At 64.4% G+C, this 26,174-nt stretch carries 14 protein-coding genes and 6 pseudogenes; 14 read left to right on the forward strand and 6 right to left on the reverse strand.

The features are described from left to right. Positions 1 to 113: 113 nt before the first annotated feature. Complete coding sequence (locus AOK16_RS02000) at positions 114 to 2,864, forward strand: discoidin domain-containing protein (protein WP_055470459.1); 2,751 nt, start codon at positions 114 to 116, stop codon at positions 2,862 to 2,864. A gap of 19 nt (positions 2,865 to 2,883) precedes the next feature. Here AOK16_RS02000 and AOK16_RS02005 read toward each other — a convergent pair whose 3' ends face one another. After that, on the reverse strand, positions 2,884 to 5,358 hold the full coding sequence (locus tag AOK16_RS02005) for a SpoIIE family protein phosphatase (RefSeq protein ID WP_055470460.1): 2,475 nt from the start codon (positions 5,356 to 5,358) through the stop codon (positions 2,884 to 2,886). A gap of 128 nt (positions 5,359 to 5,486) precedes the next feature. Beyond that, a complete protein-coding gene (locus tag AOK16_RS02010; protein ID WP_079100957.1) occupies positions 5,487 to 6,038 on the reverse strand; it encodes a hypothetical protein in 552 nt (183 codons plus the stop codon). 492 nt (positions 6,039 to 6,530) lie between these two features. Between AOK16_RS02010 and AOK16_RS02015 the strand changes: the two genes are divergently transcribed. The 8 genes and pseudogenes from AOK16_RS02015 (at position 6,531) to AOK16_RS26955 (ending at position 15,665) form a co-directional block, all read left to right on the forward strand. After that, on the forward strand, positions 6,531 to 7,313 hold the full coding sequence (locus AOK16_RS02015; protein ID WP_055470462.1) for an MHYT domain-containing protein: 783 nt from the start codon (positions 6,531 to 6,533) through the stop codon (positions 7,311 to 7,313). A 120-nt stretch (positions 7,314 to 7,433) separates the two neighbouring features. After that, on the forward strand, positions 7,434 to 9,512 hold the full coding sequence (locus AOK16_RS02020; protein WP_055470463.1) for an ATP-binding protein: 2,079 nt from the start codon (positions 7,434 to 7,436) through the stop codon (positions 9,510 to 9,512). Positions 9,513 to 10,163: 651 nt separating this feature from the next. Beyond that, positions 10,164 to 11,801, forward strand: a complete 1,638-nt coding sequence (locus tag AOK16_RS02025) for an enterotoxin A family protein (protein WP_079100958.1) — start codon at positions 10,164 to 10,166, stop codon at positions 11,799 to 11,801. Positions 11,802 to 11,809: 8 nt separating this feature from the next. Next, positions 11,810 to 12,169 (forward strand): annotated as a pseudogene (locus tag AOK16_RS02030) (transposase); the annotation flags it as partial. Positions 12,170 to 12,295: 126 nt separating this feature from the next. After that, positions 12,296 to 12,490 (forward strand): annotated as a pseudogene (locus AOK16_RS25025) (transposase); the annotation flags it as partial. A 75-nt stretch (positions 12,491 to 12,565) separates the two neighbouring features. After that, positions 12,566 to 12,742, forward strand: a complete 177-nt coding sequence (locus AOK16_RS25030) for a transposase domain-containing protein (RefSeq protein ID WP_276202462.1) — start codon at positions 12,566 to 12,568, stop codon at positions 12,740 to 12,742. A 436-nt stretch (positions 12,743 to 13,178) separates the two neighbouring features. Beyond that, complete coding sequence (locus tag AOK16_RS26950) at positions 13,179 to 13,976, forward strand: hypothetical protein (RefSeq protein ID WP_157859064.1); 798 nt, start codon at positions 13,179 to 13,181, stop codon at positions 13,974 to 13,976. A gap of 87 nt (positions 13,977 to 14,063) precedes the next feature. Continuing rightward, positions 14,064 to 15,665: a glycosyltransferase family protein gene (locus AOK16_RS26955; RefSeq protein WP_157859065.1), complete on the forward strand. Its 1,602-nt coding sequence runs from the start codon at positions 14,064 to 14,066 to the stop codon at positions 15,663 to 15,665. 346 nt (positions 15,666 to 16,011) lie between these two features. Here the strand turns inward: AOK16_RS26955 and AOK16_RS02045 are convergent. Beyond that, a pseudogene (locus AOK16_RS02045) lies at positions 16,012 to 16,501 on the reverse strand (helix-turn-helix domain-containing protein); the annotation flags it as partial. 84 nt (positions 16,502 to 16,585) lie between these two features. On the opposite strand from AOK16_RS02045, the gene AOK16_RS02050 reads away from it, so the two are divergent. The 4 genes and pseudogenes from AOK16_RS02050 (at position 16,586) to AOK16_RS02070 (ending at position 21,251) form a co-directional block, all read left to right on the forward strand. After that, positions 16,586 to 16,978: a transposase gene (locus AOK16_RS02050; RefSeq protein WP_079100961.1), complete on the forward strand. Its 393-nt coding sequence runs from the start codon at positions 16,586 to 16,588 to the stop codon at positions 16,976 to 16,978. Positions 16,979 to 17,199: 221 nt separating this feature from the next. Continuing rightward, positions 17,200 to 19,284, forward strand: coding sequence for a hypothetical protein (locus AOK16_RS27365; RefSeq protein ID WP_169790847.1), 2,085 nt, complete (start codon positions 17,200 to 17,202; stop codon positions 19,282 to 19,284). 78 nt (positions 19,285 to 19,362) lie between these two features. Further along, positions 19,363 to 19,953: pseudogene (locus tag AOK16_RS27570) on the forward strand (IS256 family transposase). A 14-nt stretch (positions 19,954 to 19,967) separates the two neighbouring features. Continuing rightward, positions 19,968 to 21,251 (forward strand): annotated as a pseudogene (locus tag AOK16_RS02070) (IS256 family transposase). A gap of 97 nt (positions 21,252 to 21,348) precedes the next feature. Here the strand turns inward: AOK16_RS02070 and AOK16_RS02075 are convergent. Then, positions 21,349 to 21,531 (reverse strand): DDE transposase family protein, encoded by a 183-nt coding sequence (locus tag AOK16_RS02075; RefSeq protein WP_055470473.1) that lies wholly within the window; start codon positions 21,529 to 21,531, stop codon positions 21,349 to 21,351. A gap of 433 nt (positions 21,532 to 21,964) precedes the next feature. Between AOK16_RS02075 and AOK16_RS26965 the strand changes: the two genes are divergently transcribed. Then, entirely contained in the window at positions 21,965 to 23,350 is a 1,386-nt protein-coding gene (locus AOK16_RS26965; RefSeq protein ID WP_157859068.1) for a hypothetical protein, read from the forward strand. A 220-nt stretch (positions 23,351 to 23,570) separates the two neighbouring features. Here the strand turns inward: AOK16_RS26965 and AOK16_RS02085 are convergent, their stop codons facing one another. Both AOK16_RS02085 and AOK16_RS25045 read right to left on the reverse strand, forming a co-directional pair. Beyond that, positions 23,571 to 24,944 carry an IS1380 family transposase gene (locus tag AOK16_RS02085; protein ID WP_055470475.1) on the reverse strand — a complete coding sequence of 458 codons (1,374 nt, stop codon included), beginning with the start codon at positions 24,942 to 24,944 and terminating at the stop codon, positions 23,571 to 23,573. A gap of 952 nt (positions 24,945 to 25,896) precedes the next feature. Further along, positions 25,897 to 26,076, reverse strand: a pseudogene (locus AOK16_RS25045) (IS256 family transposase); the annotation flags it as partial. Positions 26,077 to 26,174 lie beyond the last annotated feature (98 nt).

Here is a 26,174-nt window from a genome sequence, read left to right on the forward strand (position 1 = left end):
CAGCAGGTGACGCCGGGTGTTCGGACCCGAAGGGAAAAGTGGCGCTCCTCGGCCTCGTGGGTCCATGCTCTTCATGGTCACTCAAACCCATCCGAAGCTGGCACGGAGTAGCCATGAAGTGCTCCCCGCAGCCGGCCGCCACCCTCCTGGCCGCCGTCCTCGTCGCCGGTACACCCGCGCCCTCCGCCGCCGACGGGCCGGACCCCGCCGCTTCCGCCGCTCCCACTGCCCCCGGCACCGGCGCCCGGGAGAGCGCCGCGCCCTGCCCTGCCGAAGGCCACCCCCGGGACCCCGGATGGGCTCTCAGCTCCCCGCGGATTGACCCCGGTGACACCAACCACGCCTACGTCGGCAACGGCTACCTCGGGCAGCGCGTACCGCCGGGCGGCGCCGGGTACGTCGGCTGGGGCGAGGACAAGAAGACCGGCTTTCCGCTCTACACCCCGCGCTACGACGGCTCCCTCGTCTCCGGGCTCTACGCCAACAACCCGGAGACCGCCAAGAACCTCCAGGCCATCGCCGCGCTCCCCAACTGGAGCGGGCTGACCGTCTCCACCGGCGGCGACACCTTCACCCCCACCACCCCGGCCGCGCGCGTCTCGGACTACCGGCAGACCCTCTTCCTCCGCTGCGGGCTCGTCCGCACCTCCCTGACCTGGACCACCGCCGGCGGCCGCGCCACGGACCTGGTGTACGACGTGCTGACCGACCGCACCGACCAGCACGTGGGCGCCGTCCGCCTGCGGATGACCCCGCGCTGGAGCGGGGACGCCACCGTCACCGACCTGATCGACGGCCGCGGCGCCCGCCGCATCGCCCAGACCGGCGGCGGCCCCCGGCCCGGCGACCGCACCGTCGACGTCGCGTTCCGCACCGACGGCACACGGCAGAACGGAGCCGTCGCCTCCACCCTGCGGGAGGGGGCGGGGATCGGCGACAGCCGAGACCAACAGGACTCGGCTGCACAGAAATTGACTATCAGTCAGCGGATGGTGTTCCCCGTGCGCGCCGGGCGCTCGTACGAGCTCACCAAGTACGTCGGCGTCGACACCGACCTCACCTCCGGCGCCCCCGAGAAGTCCGCCGTCGCGGCCTCCCAGCGCGCCGCCGACCGCGGCTGGGACGCGCTGTTCGAGGCCAACGCCGCCGCGTGGGACCAGCTGTGGCGCGGCGACATCGAGGTCCCCGGGCAGCCCGAGCTCCAGGCCTGGGTGCGCTCCGCACGGTACGGGCTGCTGACCGCGGCCCGCCGCGGCGCCGCCAACAGCCTGGCGCCCACCGGGCTGAGCAGCGACGACTACGCGGGGGAGGTCTTCTGGGACGCCGAGACCTGGATGTTCCCCAGCCTCCTCGCCTTCGACCCGGACCTCGCCCGCACGGTCGTCGACTACCGCTACCGCACCCGTACCGCAGCCCGCGCCAACGCCGAGAAGCTCGGCTACCCCGGCCTGTTCTACTCCTGGACCAGCGGCGCCGACGGCGCGCTGTGGAAGGAGTGCCACAGCTGGGACCCGCCGCACTGCCGCACCCAGAACCACCTCCAGAGCGACATCGCACTGGCCGTCTGGCAGTACTACGAGGCCACCGGCGACACCGCCTGGCTGCGCACCCGCGGCTGGCCGATCCTCAAGGGCATCGCCGAGTTCTGGGCCGGGCGCGTGACCGCCCACGCGGACGGCAGCTACTCCATCGACGACGTCGCGGGCCCGGACGAGTACAGCAACGGCGTCGACGACGCCGTCTTCACCAACGCGGGCGCCGCCACCGCCCTCCGCAACGCCACCCGCGCCGCCGGACTCCTCGGCCGCCAGGCCCCCGCCGAGTGGACCGCAATCGCCGACAGGCTGCGCATCCCGTACGACAAGGAGCAGCAGGTCTTCCTGCAGTACGCGGGCTACCGAGGCTCGCTGATCAAGCAGGCGGACACCGTCCTGCTGATGTACCCGCTCGAATGGCCCATGCCGCGGCGGGCCGCCGCCAGCACCCTCGACTACTACGCCGCGCGCACCGACCCCGAGGGCCCGGCCATGACGGACTCGGTGCACGCCATCGACGCGGCGGCCATCGGCGAGCCCGGCTGCGTCACGTACACGTATCTCATGCGCTCCATCGCGCCGTTCGTCCGCGGCCCGTTCGCGCTGTTCTCCGAGTCGCGCGGCGAGAAGGCGGGTGCCGAGGACCCGCTCGCGGGCTCGCCCGCACAGGACTTCATCACCGGCAAGGGCGGCTTCCTCCAGGTCTTCGTCAACGGCCTGGCGGGCCTGCGCTGGCGCGCCGACCGCCTCCACCTCGACCCCATGCTGCCGCCGCAGCTGAAGGACGGGGTCAGGCTCAGGGGCGTGCGCCGGCAGGGCAGGACGCTCGACATCGAGGTGGGCCCCCGCACCACCACCGTGCGCCTGACCGGCGGCGATCCCCTGGAACTGGAGACCCCGCAGGGCAGCCGCACGCTGAGCCGGGGAGCCCCCGCCGTGGTGGAGACCCGCCGCCCGGACCTCGCGCCCACCGACGACCTGGCCCGCTGCCGCACCGCCCGCGCGGACTCCGAGCAGCCCGGCGGGTACGCGTACGCGGCGGTGGACGGCAGCCCGGCCACGGCCTGGGTCCCCGACGGGGCGAGCGGCAGCCTGACCGCCGACCTCGGCAGTACCGTCCGCGTCGAGCGGATCGCCCCCGAGTGGACCGCCGTCCGCCCCTCCGCGTACCGCCTGGAGGTCTCGGCCGACGGCCGCCACTGGCGGACGGTGGAGACGGGGAAGGACGGCGCGCTGAGCGAGCCGGTCCGGGCCCGGTACGTACGGGTGGTGGTGCGGGCCGCCGATCCCGGGAAGCCCGCCGGGGTAAGGGAGTTGAGGGTCGAGTAGGCGCGCGCCGCCGGATGGGTCAGAACGCGAGGTAGGGAGGGTTCGGGTCCCTGTCGGGGAAGGCCTGCTCGGTCCAGATGGTCTTCCCCGAGGGCGTGTAGCGCGTCCCCCACCGCTGCACGATCTGGGCCACGATGAACAGCCCGCGCCCGCCCTCGTCGTCACTGGCGCTGTAGCGCAGGTGCGGCGAGGTGTGGCCCGCGTCCGAGACCTCGCACAGTAGCGTCCGGTCGCGGATCAGCCGCAGGTGCACGGGCCCGGCGGCGTACCGGATCGCGTTGGTCACCAGCTCGCTGACCACGAGCTCGGTGGTGAACGCCAGCTGCTCCAGGCCCCATTCGCGCAGCCGCCCCGACGCCAGGTCGCGGGCCTTCGCCACGCCCGCGGGCTCGTCGGGCAGCTCCCACACTGCCACCCGCTCCGCGCCCAGCTCGCGGGTGCGGACCAGGAGCAGGGCCGCGTCGTCCGCGGCCGGGCCGCCGGGCAGCAGCTCGGCGAGCGCCCGGTCGCACACCTCCTCCAGCGAGTCGCCGCCGTCGGTGAGCACCCCGCCCAGCGTCGCCAGGCCCACGTCCACGTCCTGCTCCCGTGACTCCACCAGACCATCCGTGAACAGCGCGACCAGGCTGCCCTCGGGCAGTTCGACCTCCGCCGACTCGAAGGGCAGCCCGCCCAGGCCCAGTGGCGGGCCCGGCGGGAGGTCAGGGAAGGACAGCGTGCCGTCCGGGCCGACGATCGCCGGCGGGGGGTGGGCGGCCCGGGCCATGGTGCACTTCCGCGACACCGGGTCGTACACCGCGTAGAGGCAGGTCACGCCGGTGGCCACGTCGTCCTCGGGGCCCAGGCCCCCCGTCGGGTTCGCCGCGGCCCGCTCCTCCGCGCCCTGCCCCACCAAGTCGTCCAGCCGGGCGAGGAGTTCGTCGGGGGGAAGGTCCAGGCGCGCCAGGGCGCGTACGGTCGTGCGCAGCCGGCCCATGGTCGCCGCCGCGTTGACGCCGTGCCCGACCACATCGCCCACGACCAGCCCGACGCGCGTGCCGGACAGCCCGATCACGTCGAACCAGTCGCCGCCCACGCCCGCCCGGCTGTCGGTGGGCAGATAGCGGTACGCCACCTCGACCGCCGACTGCCGCGGCAGATGGCGCGGCAGCAGATTCCGCTGGAGCGTGAGCGCCGCCGCCCGCTCACGCGTGTAGCGGCGCGCGTTGTCCAGACACACCGCCGTACGGGCCACCAACTCGTCGGCCAGGGCGAGTTCACCGCTGTCGAAGGGGGAGGGGTTGGTGGCGCGCAGGAAGGTGACGAGCCCCAGGGTCGTGCCGCGGGCGCGCAGCGGGACGACGAGCGTGCCGTCGGCCAGGACGGTGCGGCCGGAGGCCAGGCAGCGGCCCTGCGGGGAGGCGTCGGCGTAGCCGATGCGGTACGGCTCCCGCTCCTTCCCCTCCACTTCCTCCGTCGGCTCCCGCTCCTCCGCCGGGGGTTCGGCGCCTTCGGGCGGTGGTCCCTCGGAGCGCCTGGCCATCCGCATCAGTACGCGCACGGGCTCGCCTCCCGGGTGCGGCTCCTCTCCCTCCAGCACTCCGGCCACCAGGTCGACGGTGACCGCGTCGGCGAACTGCGGGACCGCGACCTCGGCCATCTCCCGAGCGGTCTCGGCCATGCCGAGCGTGGTGCCGATGCTGCTGCCCGCGCGGACGAGCAGTTCGAGGCGGTGGAGGGTGCGGTAGCGGTCGCTGATGTCGAAGGCGTCCTCGCAGATGCCCAGCACGTGGCCGCGGGCGTCCTGGAGCCGGTAGTAGGAGCAGGCCCAGAAGTGCTCGTGCTCGCGGTCGGCGGGCGGGCGGCCGCGGTAGTGGAGGTCGACCACGGGCTCCCCGGTGGCCAGCACGTAGCGCATGACCTCGCCGAGGGTCGCAGGGTAGTCGTGGGAGAGGAACTCGCCGTCCGGGTACAGCTCTTCGGCGTGCTGCCCGACGTACTCCTCCAGCGGCCGGCCGATCTCCTCCGCGTACTTGGCGTTGGTCCACGCGACGCGCAGCTCCGGGTCGTAGATCGCCAGGGCGACGGGGGACTGGGTGGCCAGGCCGTGCAGCATCGCCTGGTGCGACTCCCAGTGGCGCAGCCGCTCCAGCGGGGCGGTCACCATGACGCGGGTGGCGCCGTTGCCGCCGGCGGCCAGCTCGCAGACCATGACCGCCACCTGGATCACCTGGCCGTCGCGGTGGCGCGCTATCCGGGCTTCGCTGTGGCAGGCTCCGCTGTCCTCGGGCGGCTCGATGAAGCCGGGGAGGGCGGCCTCGGGGGTCGGCCGGCCGACGAGCAGGGTGTCCACGTGCTGCCCGATGATCTCCTCCGGCGGGTAGCCCAGGAGCTCCTCGGCCGCGGGGCTCCACCCGATGACCACGTCCTGGGCGTCGAGCACCGCCGTGGCCGCCCGGGTGACATCGAGGGGACCGCGGAAATCGACGCCGCCGGCCGCGTCCCACGCGCTCATGGCACCAACCCAGCCCGGATTCATTACTAACAGAATCGATCCTGCTCAGGACGGACACAACCGCAGTCGCCGCCCTCCCCGCCACGTGCGGCGGGGAGGGCGGTCGCGGACGTGGGGGGACGCGGAGATCAGCCGTCGTGGGCGCGGCGGCGGCGCAGCGAGATCACCACACCGCTGACCGCCAGGGCGAGCAGGGTGGCGCCGCCCGCGATCTGCGCGGGGTTGGCCTCCGTGACGCTGCCGCCGAGGCCGCCCCTGGTGCCCTTGCCGGGCCGGTCCGGGCTGGTCGGGCCCGTACCGGAGCCGTGCCGGTCGAGGATCTTGAGGGAGGTGGTGCCGGCTTCCTTGCCGCAGGTGAAGGTCACGTCGTACACGGCGCCGGGCCTGGCGTCCTCGTCGACGCGGGCGGTGCCGGAGTGCTCGCCGCCGTCGGACGGCCGGAGCCGCACGGTGTCGAAGACACCGGAGGAGGCCGTGGCGCCGCGGTCGCACTCGGTGACGTGCAGGGTGACCGAGCCGCCGGGTTTGACGGACTTGGGGGAGATGTCGAAGCCGAAGGAGGTGATGTTCGGATCGGGTGCGGCGAGGGCCGCCGGGGCGGCCAGGCCGAGGCCGGCACCCGCCAGACCGAGGCCGGCGCCCGCCAGGAGCACCGCCGCGCGTATTCGTCCAGCTCGCATGTCGTATCTCCTGCGCCGGAGCGGCGTCCTGCGGGCCGCTTCGAGGGAAATCCGGCGTATTTGGGATTAAGCCCCCAGAACGAGGCCGAGGCGATACGGGGCCCGCCACTCGGGTGACGGCCGCGGGCGCCGCGGCGGGGCTCCGGGCGATTCGGTCGCTGTGTCGGCTCCATCCGCTCTGTCCGTCAACCGGGCCTTACCGGTCGCACTGTCAGGTTCGGCGGGTATGGCGCGTTCCAGCGGCCATGTCCGTCGTGCGCTGGTGATGTTCGTCATTTTTCGCGACGGACGGGTTTTCAAGGTCCTGGTTCCACAAGGGGGTTACTCGCCCGTCTCGCCCACCTCGGCGTCCTTAACTCGTGGATTAAGTCCAGTTTATCCAACACATAACTGGCTGGTAGGGAAACCCTCAGTGAGCCGCGCGGCCGAATTCCCGTACCCTGCCTTCGTGTTAACGTCCCACGCCGCGAAGCGAATACGAAAGGAATCGCCGTGGGTCACATACACCACTTCAGCGCCGGGTGGGTCTCGCCCCTCCTGGCGTACGCCATGGCGAGCGTCGGCGGCGCCCTCGGACTCCGCTGCACCGTCCGGGCGCTCGCGGCCACCGGCGCCTCCCGCCGCAACTGGCTGCTGACGGCGTCCATCGCCATCGGCTCCGGCATCTGGACCATGCACTTCATCGCGATGCTCGGATTCGGCGTGTCCGGCACCGCGATCCGCTACGACATTCCGTTCACCGTCCTCGGCCTGCTGATCGCCATGGCGGTGACTGGCGCGGGCATCTTCACGGTGGGGTACGGCCGCATCCGGTCCCGTTCCCTGCTGCTGGGCGGTCTCGGCACCGGACTCGGCGTGGCCGCCATGCACTACCTCGGCATGGCCGCGCTGAACCTGCACGGCACCGTCACCTACGACATAGCGCTGGTCGGCCTGTCCGTCGCGATCGCCGTCGGCGCCGCAACGGCCGCCCTGTGGGCGGCACTTACCGTCCGCGGCACCTCCGGCGCGGCCGTCGCCTCGCTGGTGATGGGCCTCGCCGTCAGCAGCATGCACTACACCGGCATGGCCGCCGTCGGCATCGAACTGGCGCCCAGCCGCGCACCGTTGTCCGGCGCGACGGCCATGGAGTTCATCTTCCCGCTCGCCGTCGTCCTCGGCTCCTTCCTCTTCCTCACCTCCGCCTTCGTCGCGCTGTCCCCGACCGCCCGTGAGAAGGCGGCCTCCGAGGCCGCCTCCACCCCGCTCCGCGAGGCCGAACTCCCCATCGGATAGCAGCCCTTGACTCCGACTTCGCCTGACCGGTCGTCACCGGCCGCCGGCCGCGCGCCGGACGCAACGTCACCCCGCCTCCGCCAACCGACCCCCATCGAACTCCCACCCAACGAGGAACACATGCGAGCAACGGACACGCCGGCCCGCGGTGGGGCCGGCGGCCAGACTTCCCCGCCCGGCAGCGGGCCCCGGCACGCCCTGAGACCCCAGAGCCGGCCCGGCGTCGGCCCCTGGCTCCTGCTGCCCGACCGGTTCCGTCCCCGGACCGTCCGAGCGAAGATCGTCTCGCTGCTGATGGTCCCCGTCATCTCCCTGATGGCCCTCTGGGCCTTCGCCACGGTCACCACGGCGCGCAGCGTCTCCGAGGTGGACCGGCTCAAGGAGGTCAACGCCACGCTGCTGGCCCCGGTCGGCGGGTACGTCACCGCCGTTCAGGGCGAACGCGCCGCCGCTGTCCGGTACCTGGCGGCCCCCAGCACCGACCGCAAGGCCGCCTACGACGACCGCCGCAAGGGCACCGACGCCGCGGCGGTCGCGCTGCGCGACGGGGTCAACGCCGGCTCCACGGACGCCCCGGCGATCGACCCCGACCTGCCGGGCCGCATCGACCGGCTGATGAACGACGCCGACCGGCTCGCCGAGACGCGCAAGCAGGTCGACGCCCGCGGGGCCGACCGGGAGCGGACCTTCACCGCGTACACCGAGACCGTCGACCACGCCTTCGCCGTCTCCGGCGCGCTGACCTCCGTCCAGAACACCGAGGTCTCCTCCGAGACCCGGGTCGTGCTGGAGCTCCAGCAGGCCCGCGAGCTCATCGCCCGCGAGGACGCCCTGCTGGGCGCCGCGCAGGCGGCGGGCCGGATGAGCGCGGCGGACCACACCCGGTTCGCCGGAGCCGTCCAGGCCCAGCGGATGACCTTCGGCTCCGCCGTGGACGACCTGCGCCCCGAGGACGCCGACGCCTACCGCAAGGTCCTCGCCAGCGAGGCGTACCAGGACCTGCGCAGCGCGGAGGACGCCGTGCTGCGGGCCGGCTCCGCCGCCCCCACGGCCGTACCGGCCGCGCGGTGGAGCGACGCCAACCGAACCGTCGCCCAGGACCTGAGCCGGGCCGAGGCGGGCGCCAGCACCGCGGCCGCCGCGGGGGCGGACACCTTCAGTCTCGACGTGCTCGGTGGCTCCGGCCTTGCGGTCGTCCTCGGCCTCGCCGGCGTACTGCTCTCGCTGTTCATCTCGGTCCGGATCGGCCGCGGCTTGGTCGTCGAGCTGGTCGAGCTGCGGAACTCCGCGCTCCAGCTCGCCGGGCGCGAACTGCCGCGCACCATGCGCCGGTTGCACGCGGGCGAGGACGTCGACATCGACGCCGAGGCGCCGGTGCGCAAGCACGGCGACGACGAGGTGGGCCAGGTCGGCGCCGCCCTGGACGCCGTGCACCGGGCGGCCCTGACGGCCGCCGCCGAGCGCGCCGAGGTCCTCAGTGGAATCTCCGGCGTGTACGTGAACCTGGCGCGCCGCAGCCAGGTCCTGCTGCACCGCCAGCTCGGGCTGCTCGACACCATGGAGCGGCGCACCGAGGACCCCACGGACCTCGAGGACCTGTTCCGCCTCGACCACCTCACCACCCGCATGCGGCGGCACGCCGAGAGCCTGATCATCCTCTCCGGCGCCGCCCCCGGCCGCGGCTGGCGCAACCCCGTGCCGCTGCTGGACGTCGTACGGGCCGCCGTCGCCGAGGTCGAGGACTTCCCGCGGGTGGAGGTCCGGGGCGTTCCGGAGGTACGGCTCTCCGGCACCGCCGTCGCCGACATCACCCACCTGATCGCCGAACTCGTGGAGAACGCGGTGGCGTTCTCGCCGCCGCACACCAAGGTGACGGTGCGCGGGGAGCAGGTCGGCGCCGGGCTCGTCCTGGAGATCGAGGACGCCCAAGCTCCCTGGAACCGGGGCCGTTGGCGCCTCACCGGCGACCAACTCGGCGCTGTATGCACGCGGAGCCACGATGCCCCCGACCTCACCCTGGGCATCTCCGCACTCGGCTCCGCCTACCTCGGCGGCACCACACTGACGGAACTGGCCGGAGCCGGCCGGATCCACGCACACCGGCCGGAGACGCTCGCCGCCGCCACCACCGCCTTCACCTCACCGGTGGCACCCTGGCTCCCTCACAGCTTCTGCCGTTCTCTCCTGCCCCGCATGTAACCCCGGCCACCGGCGCACCCCCGCACGTGGGTGCGGGCCGGTCCCGGCCCGCACAGATGGGGGAGACCCTGGCAACGTAGGCCTGGCTGCGAATCGTGCCCGCTGGCGGACACGCACAAGGGACGCCCACCGGGCCGGACGGAGACCGTCTCGCCCACGGCGTGACATCACCCCGTGGCCAATCCAGGGGCCGGTCGGGTTCACGGCACGGTCTCATGACGGGATCGCGCGCCGTGAACCCGACTGGCGGGTCCGGGCGTTGACCGGCTCAATCGCATTCGCCGTGCGGATGATGCGGCGAATCCCGGCTCAAACCGCAGGAAAAGGTGGACCCTTCCCCACGTTTCTCACTGCCTTTCACGACCGCCGGCGACCGTCCTGGACCAGCCAGACGCTCCAGGACGGTCGCTATGGCCTGCGCCATCGTGGTGCCGAGAGAAGCGAGAGGGGCAGGGCAAGGACCGCAGCGTCTTCCGGCCCCGCGAAGGTTACGCAACTCCGAGGCGGCCAGCACTCTCGCCCGCCCAGCGCATGCGCACACCGGCGTAGACGCATGGTGCGACTGCCGATTCGGACAGCAGTATCAGGTCGATCGCGTACGCCCAGTTTCTTATTGTGAAATGTTTCTTTGGTGATTTCGGAGGGTTTTAGATGAACGATGGGAACCGTCGCGGCGAAGAGGATTGCAGCCTTTCGGTTGCCGATGTCGTGGTGCGTGCCGATGATGATCCGGGGGATCCACCGCAGTGGGTGTGGCATGCTTCTTCGTTACCTCCCAGCGAAATCGAGAAGGACGGGGCGGTTTTCCCTAAGGGGATGGATGGGACGCGTCCTGATCAGCCGCCGCCCAACCTGAGCTTGTACTCGCACGTCCAGGGAACTGCGTCGGGGGCGAGCCGGTACGACTCGGGTTATGTCGGCACAACGACCGATCGGGACTACGCGCTGCGTCGGATCACGGAGCGTTTCAACGGCAACGGCTACTTGTATCGGGTGCACGCCACGCCGAACTTCGTGGACGTGGCCGGCACCCTAGGCGGCTTCTACAACCGGGCCTCCGAGCACGAGTACGCGGCCATGGGCGGCTTCCGGTACGACCAGATCATGGAGTGGGAGGAGGTCAGCTTCGGGGTTGCCCAACCCGGCGAGAGCAACGCTGCGTATGACCGGGATCGCTACAGCGGCCTGCGCGCGAGCAGCGGTCAGCCGCAGCTCGCCGGATTCCCACCCGAACACGCCGCCTGGTCCCAGCAGCCGTGGCGCCAATTCGCCTCCTGTGGCTCGGTCTCCTCTCCTGCACAGACCGACGGATCCACCGACACACAGGACGAAGAGTGCACACCGCTACTCCGCCCCTACGACGAAGGGATGGCCTTCTGGAACTCCGTCAAAGAGGCAGGCCACGTGCCCGACCGGTGGTTCACCGGAAAAGAGACGCCACTGCAACTGGTCAACGCCGCGAACGGACAGGTCGCGGAGAACAAGAATGCCGCGGGCAACGGGGCAGCGATCATCATGTGGGGCGGGCACCGCGGCAAGTTTCAGCAATGGCACCTCGAACGCGCGGAGCACAACACCTACGTCGTGGTGAACCTCGCCAGCGACAAGGTACTGGACGGCAAGAACAGCCCCGTGGACGGCGAGCCGGTCGTGCAGTGGGAACGTGACGGCAAGCCGTGGCAACGCTGGCTCCTCAAGCCGGCGAACGGTGACCTGTTCCGTCTGGTCAACTCCGCCACTGGCATGGCACTCGACCTCGCCAGCAAGGAGGAAGGCGCGGCCGTGGTCCAACGCAATGTAACCAACGCCCAAACCCAGACCTGGCGCCTGCGCATGACTGACCCGCTCGACCAGGTCACCGTGCTCCTCACCAACAGAGCGAACGGCAAGGCTATCGACATACGACGCGACGGGCAGGACAACGGCGAACACGTAGTGCAATGGGAACCCAACGGAAATCCCTGGCAGAATTGGAAACTCATCGCCACTGACGATGGAACATACGTGATCACCAGCATGGCCAGGGCCAAGGTCCTCGACGCCGGGGACAAGCCCGGCGAAGGCACAACTGTCGTCCAGTGGGACCGCGACGACAAGCGACCCCAAAAATGGCGGATCGAACTCGATGACACAGACAACACCGTCTACCTCGTAGAGGTAACGAGCGGCCTGGCCATCGGCAACGACGACAGCAAGCAGGACGGCGCCACCCTCACCCTGCAGACAAAGAACCCCGCCAAACACACTCGGCAGAAATGGTCCCTCGAACCCGTCGAACCAACCTCCTGAACCACCCTGCCGAACTGACCGGGGACCTGCTGGATGACTGGCCGAAGGGCATACGGCTGATCGTCCGCAAGGAACGACCCCACCCCGGAGCCTAGTTGAGGATCACCGACGCGGACGGCATGCGGATCACCTGCTTCGCAACCAATACCGCCGCCCGTCCGATCGCCGAACTCGAGCTCCGACACCGGCTGCGGGCCCGCGCGGAAGACCGGATCCGGGCCGCCCGGGCGACTGGCCTGCGGAACCTGCCCCTGCACGACACCGCACAGAACAAGGTCTGGCTGGAGATCGTCCAGATCGCACTCGACCTGCTGGCCTGGATGCCCATGCTTGCCCTGACCGGCCAGGCGAGGCTCTGGGAACTGAGGTGCCCCGAGCCTGACGGACACAGAGTCACGTAGGGTTCGAGAAAGTCCGGAAGGAAGAGGCGTTGTCGAGGAAGTACCGGAAGTATTCACCCGAGTTGCGAGCCGAAGTCGTGAAAGCGGTCCTTTGAGACCGGTGCCACCCCGGCGAAGGTGGCACGTGATTTCGGCCTGGTTCCGGAAACCGTCCGTACCTGGGTGCGGCGTGAGAAAGAACGGATCCGGGGAAACACGCCCGACACGCGGGAAGCGCACGACCGCGCCCGGATCGCTGAACTGGAACGCCGAGTGCGTGAGCTGGAGGACGATAACGCCTTCAGCTGACCGGCTGGGTGACGCCGGAGTTGGTGGATGAGGTGGTGGCCGAGTGCGGCCGGGACGGGGTGAAGCCAGGGCGCCCTGTCGCGAAGGTTCATGGTCTACTTCACGCTCGGGCTGGCGCTGTTCGCCCAGGACTTGTATGACGACATCGCGGAAAACCTGGTCGGGGCCCTGGACTGGGATGCACGAGTCGGTACCGAGCCGGGTCTCGTTCACCAGGACACGGCAGCGGCAGCGGCAGCGGCTGGGGCCTGAGGTACTGGATGCGTTTCTCCGCCGCATTGGCGGGGCGGTGGCCCCGGATGGTTAGGGCGGGTCGTTCTGGCAGGGATGCGGTTGGCCGCGGTGGACGGGTTCGTGCTGGCCAGCGAGGTGAACCGGACGTTCTTCGGCGGGCCAACCGACGCCCGCCAGGCTGACGCGGGGTTGCCACAGGTGCGGGTGGTGACGCTGCCGAGCGTCATGTTCCACCCACCGTATCAGCACAATCGTGCTGGCCATCGACACGCTGCTGACCTGCAGCTATTCACAATGAGGAGAGCTCACTGATCAGACGTGTCCCTCAGGAGATGGAAGGGAAAGTATGAACGGCAACGAGGCCGCGACATATTTGGCACACCGTATACAAGTCGACCGAGATATACGTGCTGAGTGGAATCGGCTATGTGGCAATGCGCTAGAACTAGCACGCATGGGCAAGAGGAGCGAGGCTAGCAGATTGATTTCCCGATACCTTAGCATTCAAGAGCTCAATACAGATTTTTCCAATGTAAATACCGCTTTAGTGTCAGTGGAAAATCGATGCAGACCCGATGCTGAGGCGCTTCGAGCCGTTCAGGAACTGCAGAGTTCGGGCAAGCTTCGAGAGAAATTTCGGTACTTAGTTTTGGAGGAACTGCAGAAGGCTAAAGCTTCAAGCGTAGGATCGGGCGGAGGAACCTCGCTTGACAGATTCTCTAGTTTCTTGGATGAGAACGGATACGGAACCAGCGTAGCTCAGTTTGCTACCGCTCTGGGAAACTCCCTCGAACCGAATATTTCACGTTGGGCAGAAGTGTACGGGAACACTACGTACAGAAAGGACGGAAGCCTGCCCGCATCAGAGGGACAGATAATAGTCTATCGCGATTCCCTTATCATTGACGATGAGAAGATTATTGATTTTGATTTTAATGGTAGTTCTGCTTCTGTCGTGTGGGATTCTTCGTCTGGGCTAAACGAGACGTCGGGCCGCCTCTTCTTCAGCCACCCCTACGTCGCGGGAGGTGGTCTACCCTGTATTTGTGGGCATATCGTATTCCCGGAAGGGCCGGACTATCCTTTAGGTGGTGGCGAGGTGACTGTTTCGGCAATCCCGGGAGGAGTGGAGGATTACCCACCGTTCATCGATGTTCAAGAGCTACATAGCAGTCTCAACGTAATCGGAATGCTCGTTAAACTCGCTCGCATGGGTGTCATAGTTAACTATTGCGTAAACCTGAACGGATAAACTTCTGGAAGTTCGAGAATCTCGATAATGGATGGAGCTTAACGATTTGCAGGATTGAATTCAAGCTGGAGGTTTCAGATGAGGCAAGTGCTTATCTCGATCGCATCGCTCCGACGTGATGTGGGTGACTACCCAGAGTTTACCAGGAGCTTCATTCGCCAGCTAGCATTCTCGGGCGACAGGGTTACCCTTCTCGCAACGGTTCCGTATCGCAAATTGACAGAGGGGGAAACATATATATCAGAGCGAGAATATAACGCGACACTTGCGCAGTTACGGTACGACTATCAAGGAGTGAGCCGGATTGCGTTACTGCCGAATAAGAACAACTCTCCCGACTTGAAGCTTACGAGCAAATGGATGTCCCAGAAGAGCATTCCGGCCGATCTTCTGGCCGCTTCAAACTCATTTGACGTAGTTTTTGATTTTCCGGAATCGGGTCATTACGTAGGTATGGCAACGTTCCAGGGCCGGTCAAGATGGTATCCAGAAGCGCGCTATGTATGCGTAGTTCATGAGCCGTTATCGTCTGCGTCGGGAAGAAATCTATACAATGAGTTGGCTGCAGCGACGCTCCCGGAAGCAGATATTGTTGCCTGTATAGGTAACAATGTTTCTTTTCAGTACAGGATGGCATGCCGGCTGGGATCTTTGCCCGAGACCCACACGCTCATTCCCGGGTCTCACTATGAGAGTATGGATCCTCGACCGTCTCTAGATACATTAAATTTTCTCATCACATTACCGGGGCGACTGGATATTCCATCTCTCGAGTATTGCCTGCGTGCGTTCGGAACCATCAGGAATTTGAACTTCACAATTGATATAGCCGGAATCCCTGAATCCCAAAGAGGAGTCGTAGAGAACTGGGCTAATGACTTAGTGGGCGGTGGATTGGCTCGTAACGTTCGAGGTTTGGGATTACCTGCTGACTTTGAAAATCTTGAGCCCCTTCTTCGCCGGTATCATGCAATTATCCCCCTTACTTCCGAATCGGATTTTGGACTGATCGCTCTTGATTCCCTCGGTCGGGGCACTCCTGTGCTGGTATCAGACTTCAGCGAAACTGCCAACTTCATTAGATTTAACGTAAGTCCCAGATATCCTGGTGAAAAAATTGGACAGTCTTTCATGGTGCATTCCGACATTGATGATGGCAGGGAGGGGCCAAAACGCTGGGCCGAGGCAATAAGGGCGTTCGGGGCAGACCCATTGAAATTCTACGAGGAGGCTGAAAAGGTTAGAGAAGTGATTAGAGAGTTCTCCTGGGGAAACTGTGTTAACGCACTGAATAGGAGATTAGAGGGCTTGGATCTCCTAGATCCTGCAGACACGGAGCAGGCACCGAATGGGGATATTGTCTCGAGTCGCGATATTCCAAGCCGTGTGGATCTTCAAGTAGCCAACTTCGAGGTGCCCGCAGAGGGTGTTCTGGACGGCGATCTGTCTGAATTGGATATAGCCGTCGCAGTGGGAGACTCAATGCGTAAGATGAAAGCCCAACTGGCTAGCGAGTTCGACGATCTCGAAGAATGGGAGAAGGCGTCAGAGGAGGGTGAGACAATCCAGAACAGGATCCAGGCTATCAGCAAGAGAATCCATGAAGAAAAGGAGCGGCAGATTCGAGAGGAGAATGAGAAGTCTTTGGAGCAGTCCGGTGAAGTGAACGAAGTGATAGATCTTTCATAGGGGGAATCTCCTGGTAGCTTTAGGAGGGTGTTTGTTAGCGAGTGGAGGATGGTTGACAAAACTTGCGACTGCACTCCGACAAGCTCCGCATCGTGTACCGCAAGGCGTGGACCGTGTCGTGCGTTATGGTCACATCTCCAAGCAGGGTGCCCATGGTTGCGTTGGATCATGTGCGAAGCCGCACATGTCGCGAAACGGAGCCCGGGATACATCGACTTCTACGTTGCTCGCGAGCTCCTCACCCGTGCTTACCACGTGCTCTGCGCGATGGAGGCCACCAAGCCATGCCAAGTCGGCTTCGGGTCCGCCGGGAAGCCTCGGGCGAGCTCGATACTGACTGTTCGACGACGCTTCGGTGGGCTGAGCGGCGGAGTTTGCGGCATCAGCTCGGCGAACCAACGCTCGATGAGGTTGAGCCAGGACGCCGAGGTGGGGGTGAAGTGCAGATGGAAGCAGGGGTGACGCATCCGGTCCAGGGCCTGGATCTGTGACTTCTCGTCCACCGCCAGAACCAGGGCATTCTCCGGCGGGGACAGATACATGCCCACCACGTCTCGGACCTTGGTCACGAACTGCGGGTCGGTCGACAGCTTCCAGGTCTCCACGATGTGCTGCTTGAGGCCGAACGCCCGCCAGATCCGCGACACAGCTGACTGCGACATGCCTGCCGCCTCGGCCATCGAACGCGTCGACCAGTGCGAATCATCCGTCGGCGGCGCCTGGCCGAGCGTCCTGGCGACCAGGGTCTCGACCTGCTCGTCCGTGATCTTCCACGGCGCCCCCGAACGCGGCCGGTCCACCAAGCCCTCCAGCCCGTCCGCGACGAACCGGGACCGCTACTTACGCACCGTCTCCCTCGAGACACCCAGATCATCCGCAACCCGCGCGTTCGACAGGCCCTCCGTGCTTGGCCTCACCGGATGAACCCGGACAGAACACGATCATGCAAAAGACCCTGGGCATGCCCCTCACAGAAACTCTGCACCACCTCAGCCCGCGGCTCCCGCATGCTCACCCTCCGCCCGAAAGAAGCCCACGAGGCCCTCGCACGAGCCCGCACGGAACAGAAGACCAAGACCTGGAAGGACAAGTACGCGCTCAGAGCGGGCATCGAGGGCACCATCAACCAGGCCTTGGACATCACCGGCCTGCGCCGGGCCCGCTACCGCGGCCTGCCGAAAGTCCGCCTCCAGCACGCCTTCTCCGCCACAGCGATCAACATCATCCGGCTCGACGCCCACTGGACCGACCATCCCCTCCGCCGGGTCCGCACCAGTCGCCTCGAACGCCTCGCCTACAAACTCACCGCCTGAACCCGAATTAAGCAACAGAGTCGCCCTGCCGCACCTGACCAACGATAATAGTAAATTACCGCTGGAGTAAGTGCTGTATCTAGTTCTGTGCTCGCACACTCCACCGTGTGAAAATTCTCTGCGTTCTCCGGAATGGCGACAGTATCACAAGACTCGAATTACCCATCGTGCAACAGCTCGACAGGCGGAATTAAACCAGTCGAATTCCACAGCCTGCAGAAATGGAGGGTGACATGGGAGCAGCTACAGCATCTCAAAGTGACGACAATGATCAAAAAACCGAAGAAGCTTACAGGTTTTTGCATGCACTCTGCACTGACAATAAACTTCGAGATAAATGGAAAAAAGCGATAGAGCAAAGCAAGAATGCCAGCGGGCCAGATAGGCTGTCGTACCTGGATAACGTCATATCCGGTTCCGGCTACTATACATCACTGACGCAAGTTCTAGATTTGGTGAAATTTGACGAATGGGACCCCCAGGGTCAGTATCCATTCAGCGTCGAAAATAGATCACAACAAGAAATAACCGTATATATTACGACAGCAAAGGCGCCCACTAATCCGCCATCATTAGACTCTCACAGCTATTATCCAATCTATATCCACGTAGACACAGTGGCCCCAGGGCAAAGCAAGGACTTCAAAACTCACTACGCCAGCGCGCGCATCGCGGTATGTCGAACTAGCGACGACTTCCCACTCTCTTCCCATGTCGTCGAAGATCTAATGCCCGACAGTCAAAAGATCCAGGTATCAGCCAATGCTCAACCAGCAACCAACCAAGCGCTGAACTTCTATAAGTCATATGTCACGCAACCATATGACCCCATATCGCTAAAATTCTACGATGTTATCACCAACACCTCAACTGACAAGCTGAGTGATAAAGTGGCGGAATTTTTCTCCGCCAATGGGTATCCGGGAGTAGATATTGAAGCATTTACCCTGGTGAGCTACTGGGCAACCAACTCTCTTTACGCGTTCCCTGGTACATATTATTGCTACGAGCCTCAGAGCAGCACAGACGGGTTCATCTTGCCGACGTCTCCAGTCGGGACAATCTCTATCGAAGACGGAAAAGCTACCTACTCTCCCTCAAGCGGTGGCGACTCAAGCGATCTCACTTTAGCAGGAAGCAAATTAACAACCCCAGCTGCTACGCAAAAGAAGGGAATTTATTTAACAGGCATATTGCGCGACATATCTAGCGAAAATGAAAACAATAAACGAATCATCTTGTCCTTTGTGGGGACCCGCGATGGAAAGAAGCTAATAGCGCAACCAGATAAGCAAGTCGCCTTTCCCTGGTACGTCGCAACCTATGACTTGGCATACACAGCGTTCATGACGGTGGTTGTCGTCATGAATATCCATATGGCGGTTCACATACTCAAAGCAATAGCAAGCGATCTCGTATACTTGAAAAATAATATCCCGAAGCTGGTGGACAGTATAAGGGCGTGGGCTAATAAAACTGGAGAGACCGCGGGACCAGAAAGTTCAATCGGAGAAGACGTCGATCCGATCAACGTGGATGTCGACGTAGACGTCGATATCGATGTCGATATCGATGTCGATATCGATGTTGACGTCGATGTTGATGTCGATGTCGACGTCGATGTTGATATCGATGTCGATATCGACGTAGACTTTCTGGCGGTGGTGGACGTAGATGTTGATATCGACATTAACGTGAACATTGATATCGATGTTGATGTTGATATCGATGTCGATATCGACGTTGATATCGACATCGATACAGATGTTGATGTGCAACCAGGCATGGTTCGTGGTCTGATCAATCAAGTCGGTAAGTGGGTGCTAAAAAAGGGACTCCCCTTTCTTCTTAAGAATGCTGCAATTTATTTCGCCTTCCAGTCAGCCGGACAACTACTCGACGCATGGAAAAAAGCAGATCTATCAGCAATTAATGACAACATCCAACCGCGTGAATCCACCGGACTGGGGCTTCTGATCAACTACATGCTCAACGAAAAGAATTCGATACAAGAACGCTGGAACACATTTGCCGACTTTGCCCAGCACCCCCAAACGGAAACGAAATCCCTCGAAATGGCCGTGGCATCAATACAGGCCGCTAAAAACGATGCTGCCGATAATGCCTCACGCAATTGGCGATGGTCCACGCAGGAAGAGGGCGACGCTGTGTCCAAAATGTCTCAGTATGCACAAAATGATGCCTATAAAGCATTTCAAGAGCTTGGTAAATATACCTATAAAGGTAAGGCGCTTCCCGTAAAGATAGGAGCTGGCATAGCGATGAGGTACCTCAAAAAGCTTTAGAGCGTGAGCGAATTGGGCGGCCGGTAGAGCCAGCAGGCGAAGAGGACAGGCACAGGTGCTGTGGCATCATGCCGGGGAATGACCTCCGGGGAGATCGTCGCGCACCTGGAGGAGGTCTACGGAATGAAGACCTCGAAGGAGACCATCTCCACCATCACTGACAAGGCCCTGGACTCGATGAACGAGTGGGCGCACTCGCCCGCTCGACCCGGTCTACCCAGTGATCTTCGTGGACGCGATACATGTGAAGATCCATGAGGCCAGGTCACCAACAGGCCGATCTACGTCGCCATCGCGGTCACCGCCGAAGGCTACCGCGAGACGTTGGGCCTGTGGGCCGGCGATGGCGGCGAGGGCGCCAAATTCTGGCAGCAGGTCCTCACCGACCTGCGCAATCGTGGCGTGAAGGACGTCCTCATGCTGGTCTGCGACGGTCTGACCGCTCTGCCGGACACCGTGGCGAACGTGTGGCCCCAGACCGTGGTCCAGCAATGCGCGGTTCACCTGATCCGGGCGAGCCTGCGGTACGCCTCGAGATGGGACTGGCCCGAGCGGGCCGCCGACCTCAAGCAGGTCTATACCGCCGTCACGCGGCCCAGGCCCGCGAACGCCTCGAGGGGGAGTAAATCTAACGGTGGATCCGACGATCATGGGAGGGACGTCAAGTGACTGATATCGCCGTGGTGTTGGAGACCGTGGAGCCTGTCGAGAGCGTCCAGTCCGGGCAGCCTGCGTCCGTGTCCGACGAGCAGCTGGTCGCGATGCTGGTGGAGCGGGCCCGGTCGGAGGGGCTGTAGCTGACCGGGCAGGGTGGGCTGCTGCAGCAGCTGACCAAGCGGGTCTTGGAATCTGCCCTGGAAGGCGAGATCACCGATCACTTCGGTTATGAGAAGCATGATCCGGCAGGCAAGAACAACGGCAACAGCCGCTGTGGCACCCGCGCCAAGACCGTGCTGATCGACGTCGGGCCGGTGGAAGTGAAGGTGCCTGGCGACACTGCCGGCAGCTTCGAGCCGCAGATCGTCAAGAAGCGGCAGTGGCGCTTGACCGGCGTCGACGAGATGGTGCTGTCGTTGTCCGTGAAGGGCCTTACCCACGGGGAGATATCGGCTCACCTCGCCGAGGTCTACGGCGCCGAGGTCTCCAAGCAGACCGTCTCCACCATCACCGACAAAGTGATGGAGGGCATGGCCGAGTGGCAGAACCGGCCGCTCGACCGCGTCTATCCGGTCCTGTTCGTTGATGCCATCAACGTCAAGATCAGGGACGGGCAGGTCGTGAACCGTCCGGTCTACGTGGTGATGGCGGTGACCGTGGGCGGCACCCGCGACATCCTCGGCATCTGGGCCGGCGACGGTGGCGAGGGTGCGAAGTACTGGCTGCACGTGTTCACCGAGCTGAAGAACCGCGGCCTGGACGACGTGCTGATGCTGGTCTGCGACGGACTCAAGGGTCTTCCCGAGGCCGCGGAGGCCGTCTGGCCTCGCACGATTGTCCAGACGTGTGTGGTTCACCTGCTGCGGAACTCGTTCCGATATGCCGCCCGTCAGGACTGGGACAAGGTCGCCAAGGCCCTCAAGCCCGTCTACACGGCACCCAGTGAGGACGCGGCGACGGAGCGGTTCGGGGAGTTCCAGGAAGCGTGGGGCCGGAAGTATCCGGCGATCGTGAAGCTGTGGTCGGACGCCTGGGCGGAGTTCGTGCCCTTCCTCTCCTTCGACGTCGAGATCCGCAAGGTCATCTGCAGCACGAACGCGATCGAGAGCGTTAACGCCCGCATCCGCAAGGCCGTCCGCGCCCGCGGACACTTCCCCAACGAGGCCGCAGCCCTCAAGTGCATCCACATGGCGCTGATGAGCCTGGACCCGACGGGGAAGGGCCGCAAGCGGTGGACCATGCGCTGGAAGGCACCACTCAACGCGTTCCAGATCGCCTTCGAGGGCCGCCTGACCCCGAGCAACAACTGACCACTCAACAACCAAGATCAGCCGCTAAATTGACACACCCCCGGCCGGGTGTAGGTCAGTCAGACCAACCAAAAACCTTTAGGCAAAAATGCCTAAATCATGATAAACCCCGCAGGGTGGCCATGCTCTCCGGTCCGTGGCCGGTGCGGACTTTCGAGGCGTCCTCGGTGAAGGTGGTGTCGTGGACGAAGTGGAGCTGGTTCTCGAGGGTCCACTTCGAGCGCACGATCATCGCGAGATGTTCGGGGGACGCCTGGCGGCTGGTGAGATCGGTCAGCACGTAGACCGTCTCGCGGTGCGTTTGCCGGTCTTCACACAGGTCCGATGGCGCGCCGGTGCCGCGGATCGGCCGTGGTCAGTCGCTGCGGCGCTCCCGGCAGTGCGCGGTGCTGACGCGAGGGCGACTTGATCAGGCAGACGCTGGCAGACTGACGACACATCGAAGCTCCGGTTCGGCAGGGCGACTTAAGAGGTCACCCGCTCCAACCGGAGCTTCGATGTGTACGAGAAGGGTCGACCAGCTGTCGTCAACCGCTGTGACCTGCAACTTCGCAGCGGCACCAGGACTTTGAATCAGCCCTGGAGCGACAAAGGTGGTATGCCGACCGATTGTCACGTACGGACCTGCAGGAGCCCGCGTGAGATTCTCTCGGGCTGCTTGACCGATACTCATCGAAACTTTAGAAACTACGAAAGCAATAGAGGTTATTCTCATGAACGAGAGACTGTCTCAGCCTGCAAGCGATGACGATATCACTCCGGAGGAGCTACACGCTGCAAATGCGGTGATTTTCCTAAACGGCCTAAAGACAAATAAGGACCTCAAGGGAAAATGGGAGGCGAAGCTAGCTAAAGCGCGAGACCCCAAGATTAATAAAGATGACAAAATTGCCCTCCTCGATAACTTCCTTGCTAAATATAACACAACAGCCGAGGATGTTCTCAGGCTGCTCAAAGAGCAATGGTGGATTGACTACGTTAATGCCTCCAAGCCCAACCTGCAATCAGATCGTTTCGTGCAGGATGTGATCCAAGATACAGCCCTGTATAAAAAGTATCAAGCATTGGCAACCGCTGGAGATATGCCTGCTATGGATCAGTGGCTGCAAGGGAAAGGGTATGACTGCACTACTGAGCAAGTAGTTGCTTCTTTCCAGAAGATGCGAAATCAGAAGCTCGTCTTCTGGACCGGTCTATATGGGCAGACCGCTCTTACTCTTCAAAAAACTAACGGAGACGGTTCCAAGGGCGCCAGCCCAGCCGAGGGGGAAAAATCCGCCGCCACTTCGTCAGCCTTACCGAAGTTCGGCCCACCACTTCTCGTCAATCTCAAGAAGGTAAGCATCGGACTGACAGAGCTAATCGACATTGACTATTCTGCTGGCACGCTTAAATGGGAGGGTGGGGCAGGTTCTCTCAATGATTTTTCTGGAAATATAGTATTCAGTCAAGTGAATCAACCCGAAGGTTCGAGTGCGGATGACTATTCTGGACCTATATTTTCAGGCACCATCACATTGCCGGATGACATCACAGATGATATTACCTCGGGTGTAACATACAAGAAAGGTACGTACAGCTACATCGGCAGAGTAGGGGAGATGCCGGACGATCCGGATGGACACTCCCTCCCCCCTTCCGTTACGCCACAGCAGAAGGATACCGTACAGCAGGTATTCTTCTGGGTCGGCGGGTTGGTAGGTCTTGGATTCGGAATCCAGATGCTGATTACCGTCTTCAAGGGTGGCGTTGGCTGGACAAGGGAAATGCTTGATCGATTTAAGAAGCGCGCCGATAAAGAACTCAAAAACTCAGATGAAACCACGAAGAAGATCCCTGAAGACAAGATTCAAGAGACCGTGGACAGTCTTAAGGACCCTGCCAAAGTTAAGGACGAGGGGACAATCAGAGAACTTGAAAGGCAGATAAGCGAGGCTGGCGACCCCGAGGAGCAAGCGCGGCTACAGAAGCAGGTGACGGAGACTCGGAGAGAAATGGAAACCCAGAAGGAGGCCGAGGATGACTGGAAAGAGACGGAGGAAGATATCGGTCCTGGCGGTGAATACGAAAACGATCTTACTGATATCATGGAATGGTAGCCATGCCAATATATATGTGGACGAGTGATTCTGTGACAGAGTTCCCAGTTGTCGCTTAGCCTCGAAGTTTCGTGACGGTCCGCCGACGGAGTCGGTGGACCGTTTTCGTGCCGTGGGCTGAGGCTGTGAAGGCCGAAGACCCGAGTGTCGCCTCGGGATGGCGCCGGATTCCACTGCTCCGGGTGTTGGGGTGCTGTCGAAGGGAGGGGGAATTGGCTGGTCAGCCAGGGTCGGGCAGGTGGGTGAGCCGGTCGAGGGCTGCGGTGATGTGACCGGTCCAGGGCCAGTGCTGGGCCAGGCGGAGGGTTCGCCGACGGCCGGTGGTCACGAGCTGTCCGGCCGCGGCGAACAGGCGGAGCCGTATTCGGCGGGGCTCCCAGAGGCGGGCCTTGCCGGTCAGGGCGAGCATCGGCATCCAGGCCAGCAGGTCGAGAGCGATCTGCACGATCTCCAGCCAGATCCGGTTCTGGGCCGTGCGGTGCAGGGGCAGGTTGCGCAGGCCGGTGGCCCGGGCGGCGCGGATGCGGTCCTCGGCCCGGGCCCGCAGCCGGTGGCGGAGTTCGAGCTCGGCGATCGGCCGGCCCGAGGTACTGGTGGCGAAACAGGTCAGCCGCATGCCGTCCGCATCCGTGAGCCGCAACTGGGCCCCGGGGTGCGGCCGTTCCTTCCTGACGATCAGCCGCATGCCCTTCGGCCGGCCCTCCACGTCGCCGGTGAGTTCGGCGACCCAGGCGCCGTCGCGGATCTCGCCGCCGGTCTCGACGGCCGCCGTCCAGGCCGATGCCGGAACCTTCAGCACATGCTGGTGGACCTGCTCGGTGATCACCATGCCGACCGGGTAGGACAGCCACCGTCCCCGCTGAGCGAGCCAGGCGAGGAAGTCGTGAGTGCCGCCCGCGGAGTCGGTCCGGATCAACGTCCGACGCCCACGCCGGTACTTCTTCGGCAGCTGGGCCAAGGCCAGTTGAGCGGCGGCGATGTGGTCGGTGGCCGTGTTCGATCCCGCGTTGCCTGGTCTGAGCAGTGCCGCGACCGGTTCACCTGTGCCGCCCGGTCCGTGGTCGACGAACCCCATCAGCGGGTGGTGGCCGTAGGTTCGCTTCCACGTGGGTGCGGCGTCCTCCTTGTCCGAGTGTGCGATCACCAGCACCCCGTCGAGGTCCACGGTCACCGTCCCGCCCACGTCAGGCGCTTCCCGGTCGGCCAACCGCCAAACATGTCGGCGGACTTCAGCCCGCGCGGCACGGATGGCCCGCAGGGCGTTCTCCCCGGAAGCTGCGAGGGTGTCGATGAGGCGGGAGACCGTCGGGTCGGAGGCCACCGGCCCGAACACGGCCGGCTCGGCCCGCAGCATGGCGACATCCGCGAGGCAGTCCCCGCCCAGCGCGACCGCCAGGGCCACGTCCAGCAGGATCTTGCCCGGATCGTGCACTGCACGAGGCTTCCGCCACGGCGTCAGCGCCGCTGATATCGCGGCGTCCAAGCCGGCCTTGCGGACGGTCTCGACCAGCAGCACACCCCCGCCCTGCGAGACCACCGCCCGGCCGCCGCCCTCGACGCGGACACGCGGGTACGACCCGATACACTTCTCCACCTGGAGAGTGTTTCTTCCCGTGCAGCCAACAGGACCCTAGACAAGTCCCATCGTTGCAGGTCAGGAGCACTCTCCGCTTATTTGATCAAGCCTCGGACACCCCACCTCGCGAAAGCACGAGGCTAGAGGATGTCTCACGTGGTGGTGTGCTGATGTGCGGCATCATTGCCGGTTGTGGTGTCGATCGTCGCAGCGGTTGGTTCCTGATGGCCTATGGGAACTGGCTGCCCCGTTGCTGCCGTCGTTCAAAGTCCGTCCGCAGGGCGGCGGCACCGTTCCCTGCGATGAGCGGGCCGTGTTCACGGCGGTCGTGTATGCTTGACCAGTGCTTGCGCCTGGCGGCACCTACCTGAGGCGTTCAGTGTCTCGCCCGTGACCGCGCACCGCCGGTTCGCTGCGTGGACCGAGGCCGGCCTGTGGCGGCGACTGCACCGCGCGGTCCTGGACGAACTCGGGGCCCGCGGTGAGTGGACTGGGCCTCGGCGATCGTCGACGCGGCCTCGGTCCGGGCGAAAGGGGGGTGCGCTGACCGGGCCGAATCCGGTCGATCGCAGCAACAAGGGCAGCAAGCTGCACGTGCTGTCCGAGGCCCAGGGCATCACCCTGGCCGTGGCGATATCGGCCGCAAACACGAACAACATCCTGGCTCTCAAGCCGCTGATCCGCGCGATATCCCCCGTCCGCTCCCTGACCGGGCCGCGCCGGCGCCGCCCGGTCAAGCTCCGTGCGGACAAGTCTACTTCTCTGCCGAGAACCTGGCCTGGCTCCGCGAGCGCGGACTCATCCCGCGCATCGCACGCCCGGGGATCGAATCGAGCGAACGGCTCGGCCGCCATCGCTGGAAGATCGAACGGTCGACTGCCTGGCTGTTCGGCTACCGCCGCCTTGAGCCTTTTCAGTTCGGCCACTGATGGGTGTGTCAATTTAGCGGCTGATCTTGGTTGTTGAGTGGTCAGTTGTTGCTCGGGGTCAGGCGGCCCTCGAAGGCGATCTGGAACGCGTTGAGTGGTGCCTTCCAGCGCATGGTCCACCGCTTGCGGCCCTTCCCCGTCGGGTCCAGGCTCATCAGCGCCATGTGGATGCACTTGAGGGCTGCGGCCTCGTTGGGGAAGTGTCCGCGCCCGCGGACACTTACCCATCGACGCCGCAGCCCTCAAGTGCATCCACATGGCGCTGATGATCCTGGACCCGACGGGCAACCGCCTCAAGCGGTGGACCATGCGCTGGCAG

It is taken from the genome of Streptomyces pathocidini (assembly GCF_001418495.1).
In the GTDB taxonomy this organism is placed as follows: domain Bacteria; phylum Actinomycetota; class Actinomycetes; order Streptomycetales; family Streptomycetaceae; genus Streptomyces; species Streptomyces pathocidini.

What these genes read in the sequence shown, in the direction of transcription:
- AOK16_RS02000 (WP_055470459.1), top strand. Translation starts at nt 114, where the DNA reads ATGAAGTGCTCCCCGCAGCCGGCCGCCACCCTCCTGGCCGCCGTCCTC.
- AOK16_RS02025 (WP_079100958.1), top strand. Translation starts at nt 10,164, where the DNA reads ATGAACGATGGGAACCGTCGCGGCGAAGAGGATTGCAGCCTTTCGGTT.
- AOK16_RS27365 (WP_169790847.1), top strand. Translation starts at nt 17,200, where the DNA reads ATGGAGGGTGACATGGGAGCAGCTACAGCATCTCAAAGTGACGACAAT.
- AOK16_RS02010 (WP_079100957.1), bottom strand. Translation starts at nt 6,038, where the DNA reads ATGCGAGCTGGACGAATACGCGCGGCGGTGCTCCTGGCGGGCGCCGGC.
- AOK16_RS26950 (WP_157859064.1), top strand. Translation starts at nt 13,179, where the DNA reads ATGGGCAAGAGGAGCGAGGCTAGCAGATTGATTTCCCGATACCTTAGC.
- AOK16_RS02020 (WP_055470463.1), top strand. Translation starts at nt 7,434, where the DNA reads ATGCGAGCAACGGACACGCCGGCCCGCGGTGGGGCCGGCGGCCAGACT.
- AOK16_RS02050 (WP_079100961.1), top strand. Translation starts at nt 16,586, where the DNA reads ATGAACCCGGACAGAACACGATCATGCAAAAGACCCTGGGCATGCCCC.
- AOK16_RS26965 (WP_157859068.1), top strand. Translation starts at nt 21,965, where the DNA reads ATGAACGAGAGACTGTCTCAGCCTGCAAGCGATGACGATATCACTCCG.
- AOK16_RS02005 (WP_055470460.1), bottom strand. Translation starts at nt 5,358, where the DNA reads ATGAGCGCGTGGGACGCGGCCGGCGGCGTCGATTTCCGCGGTCCCCTC.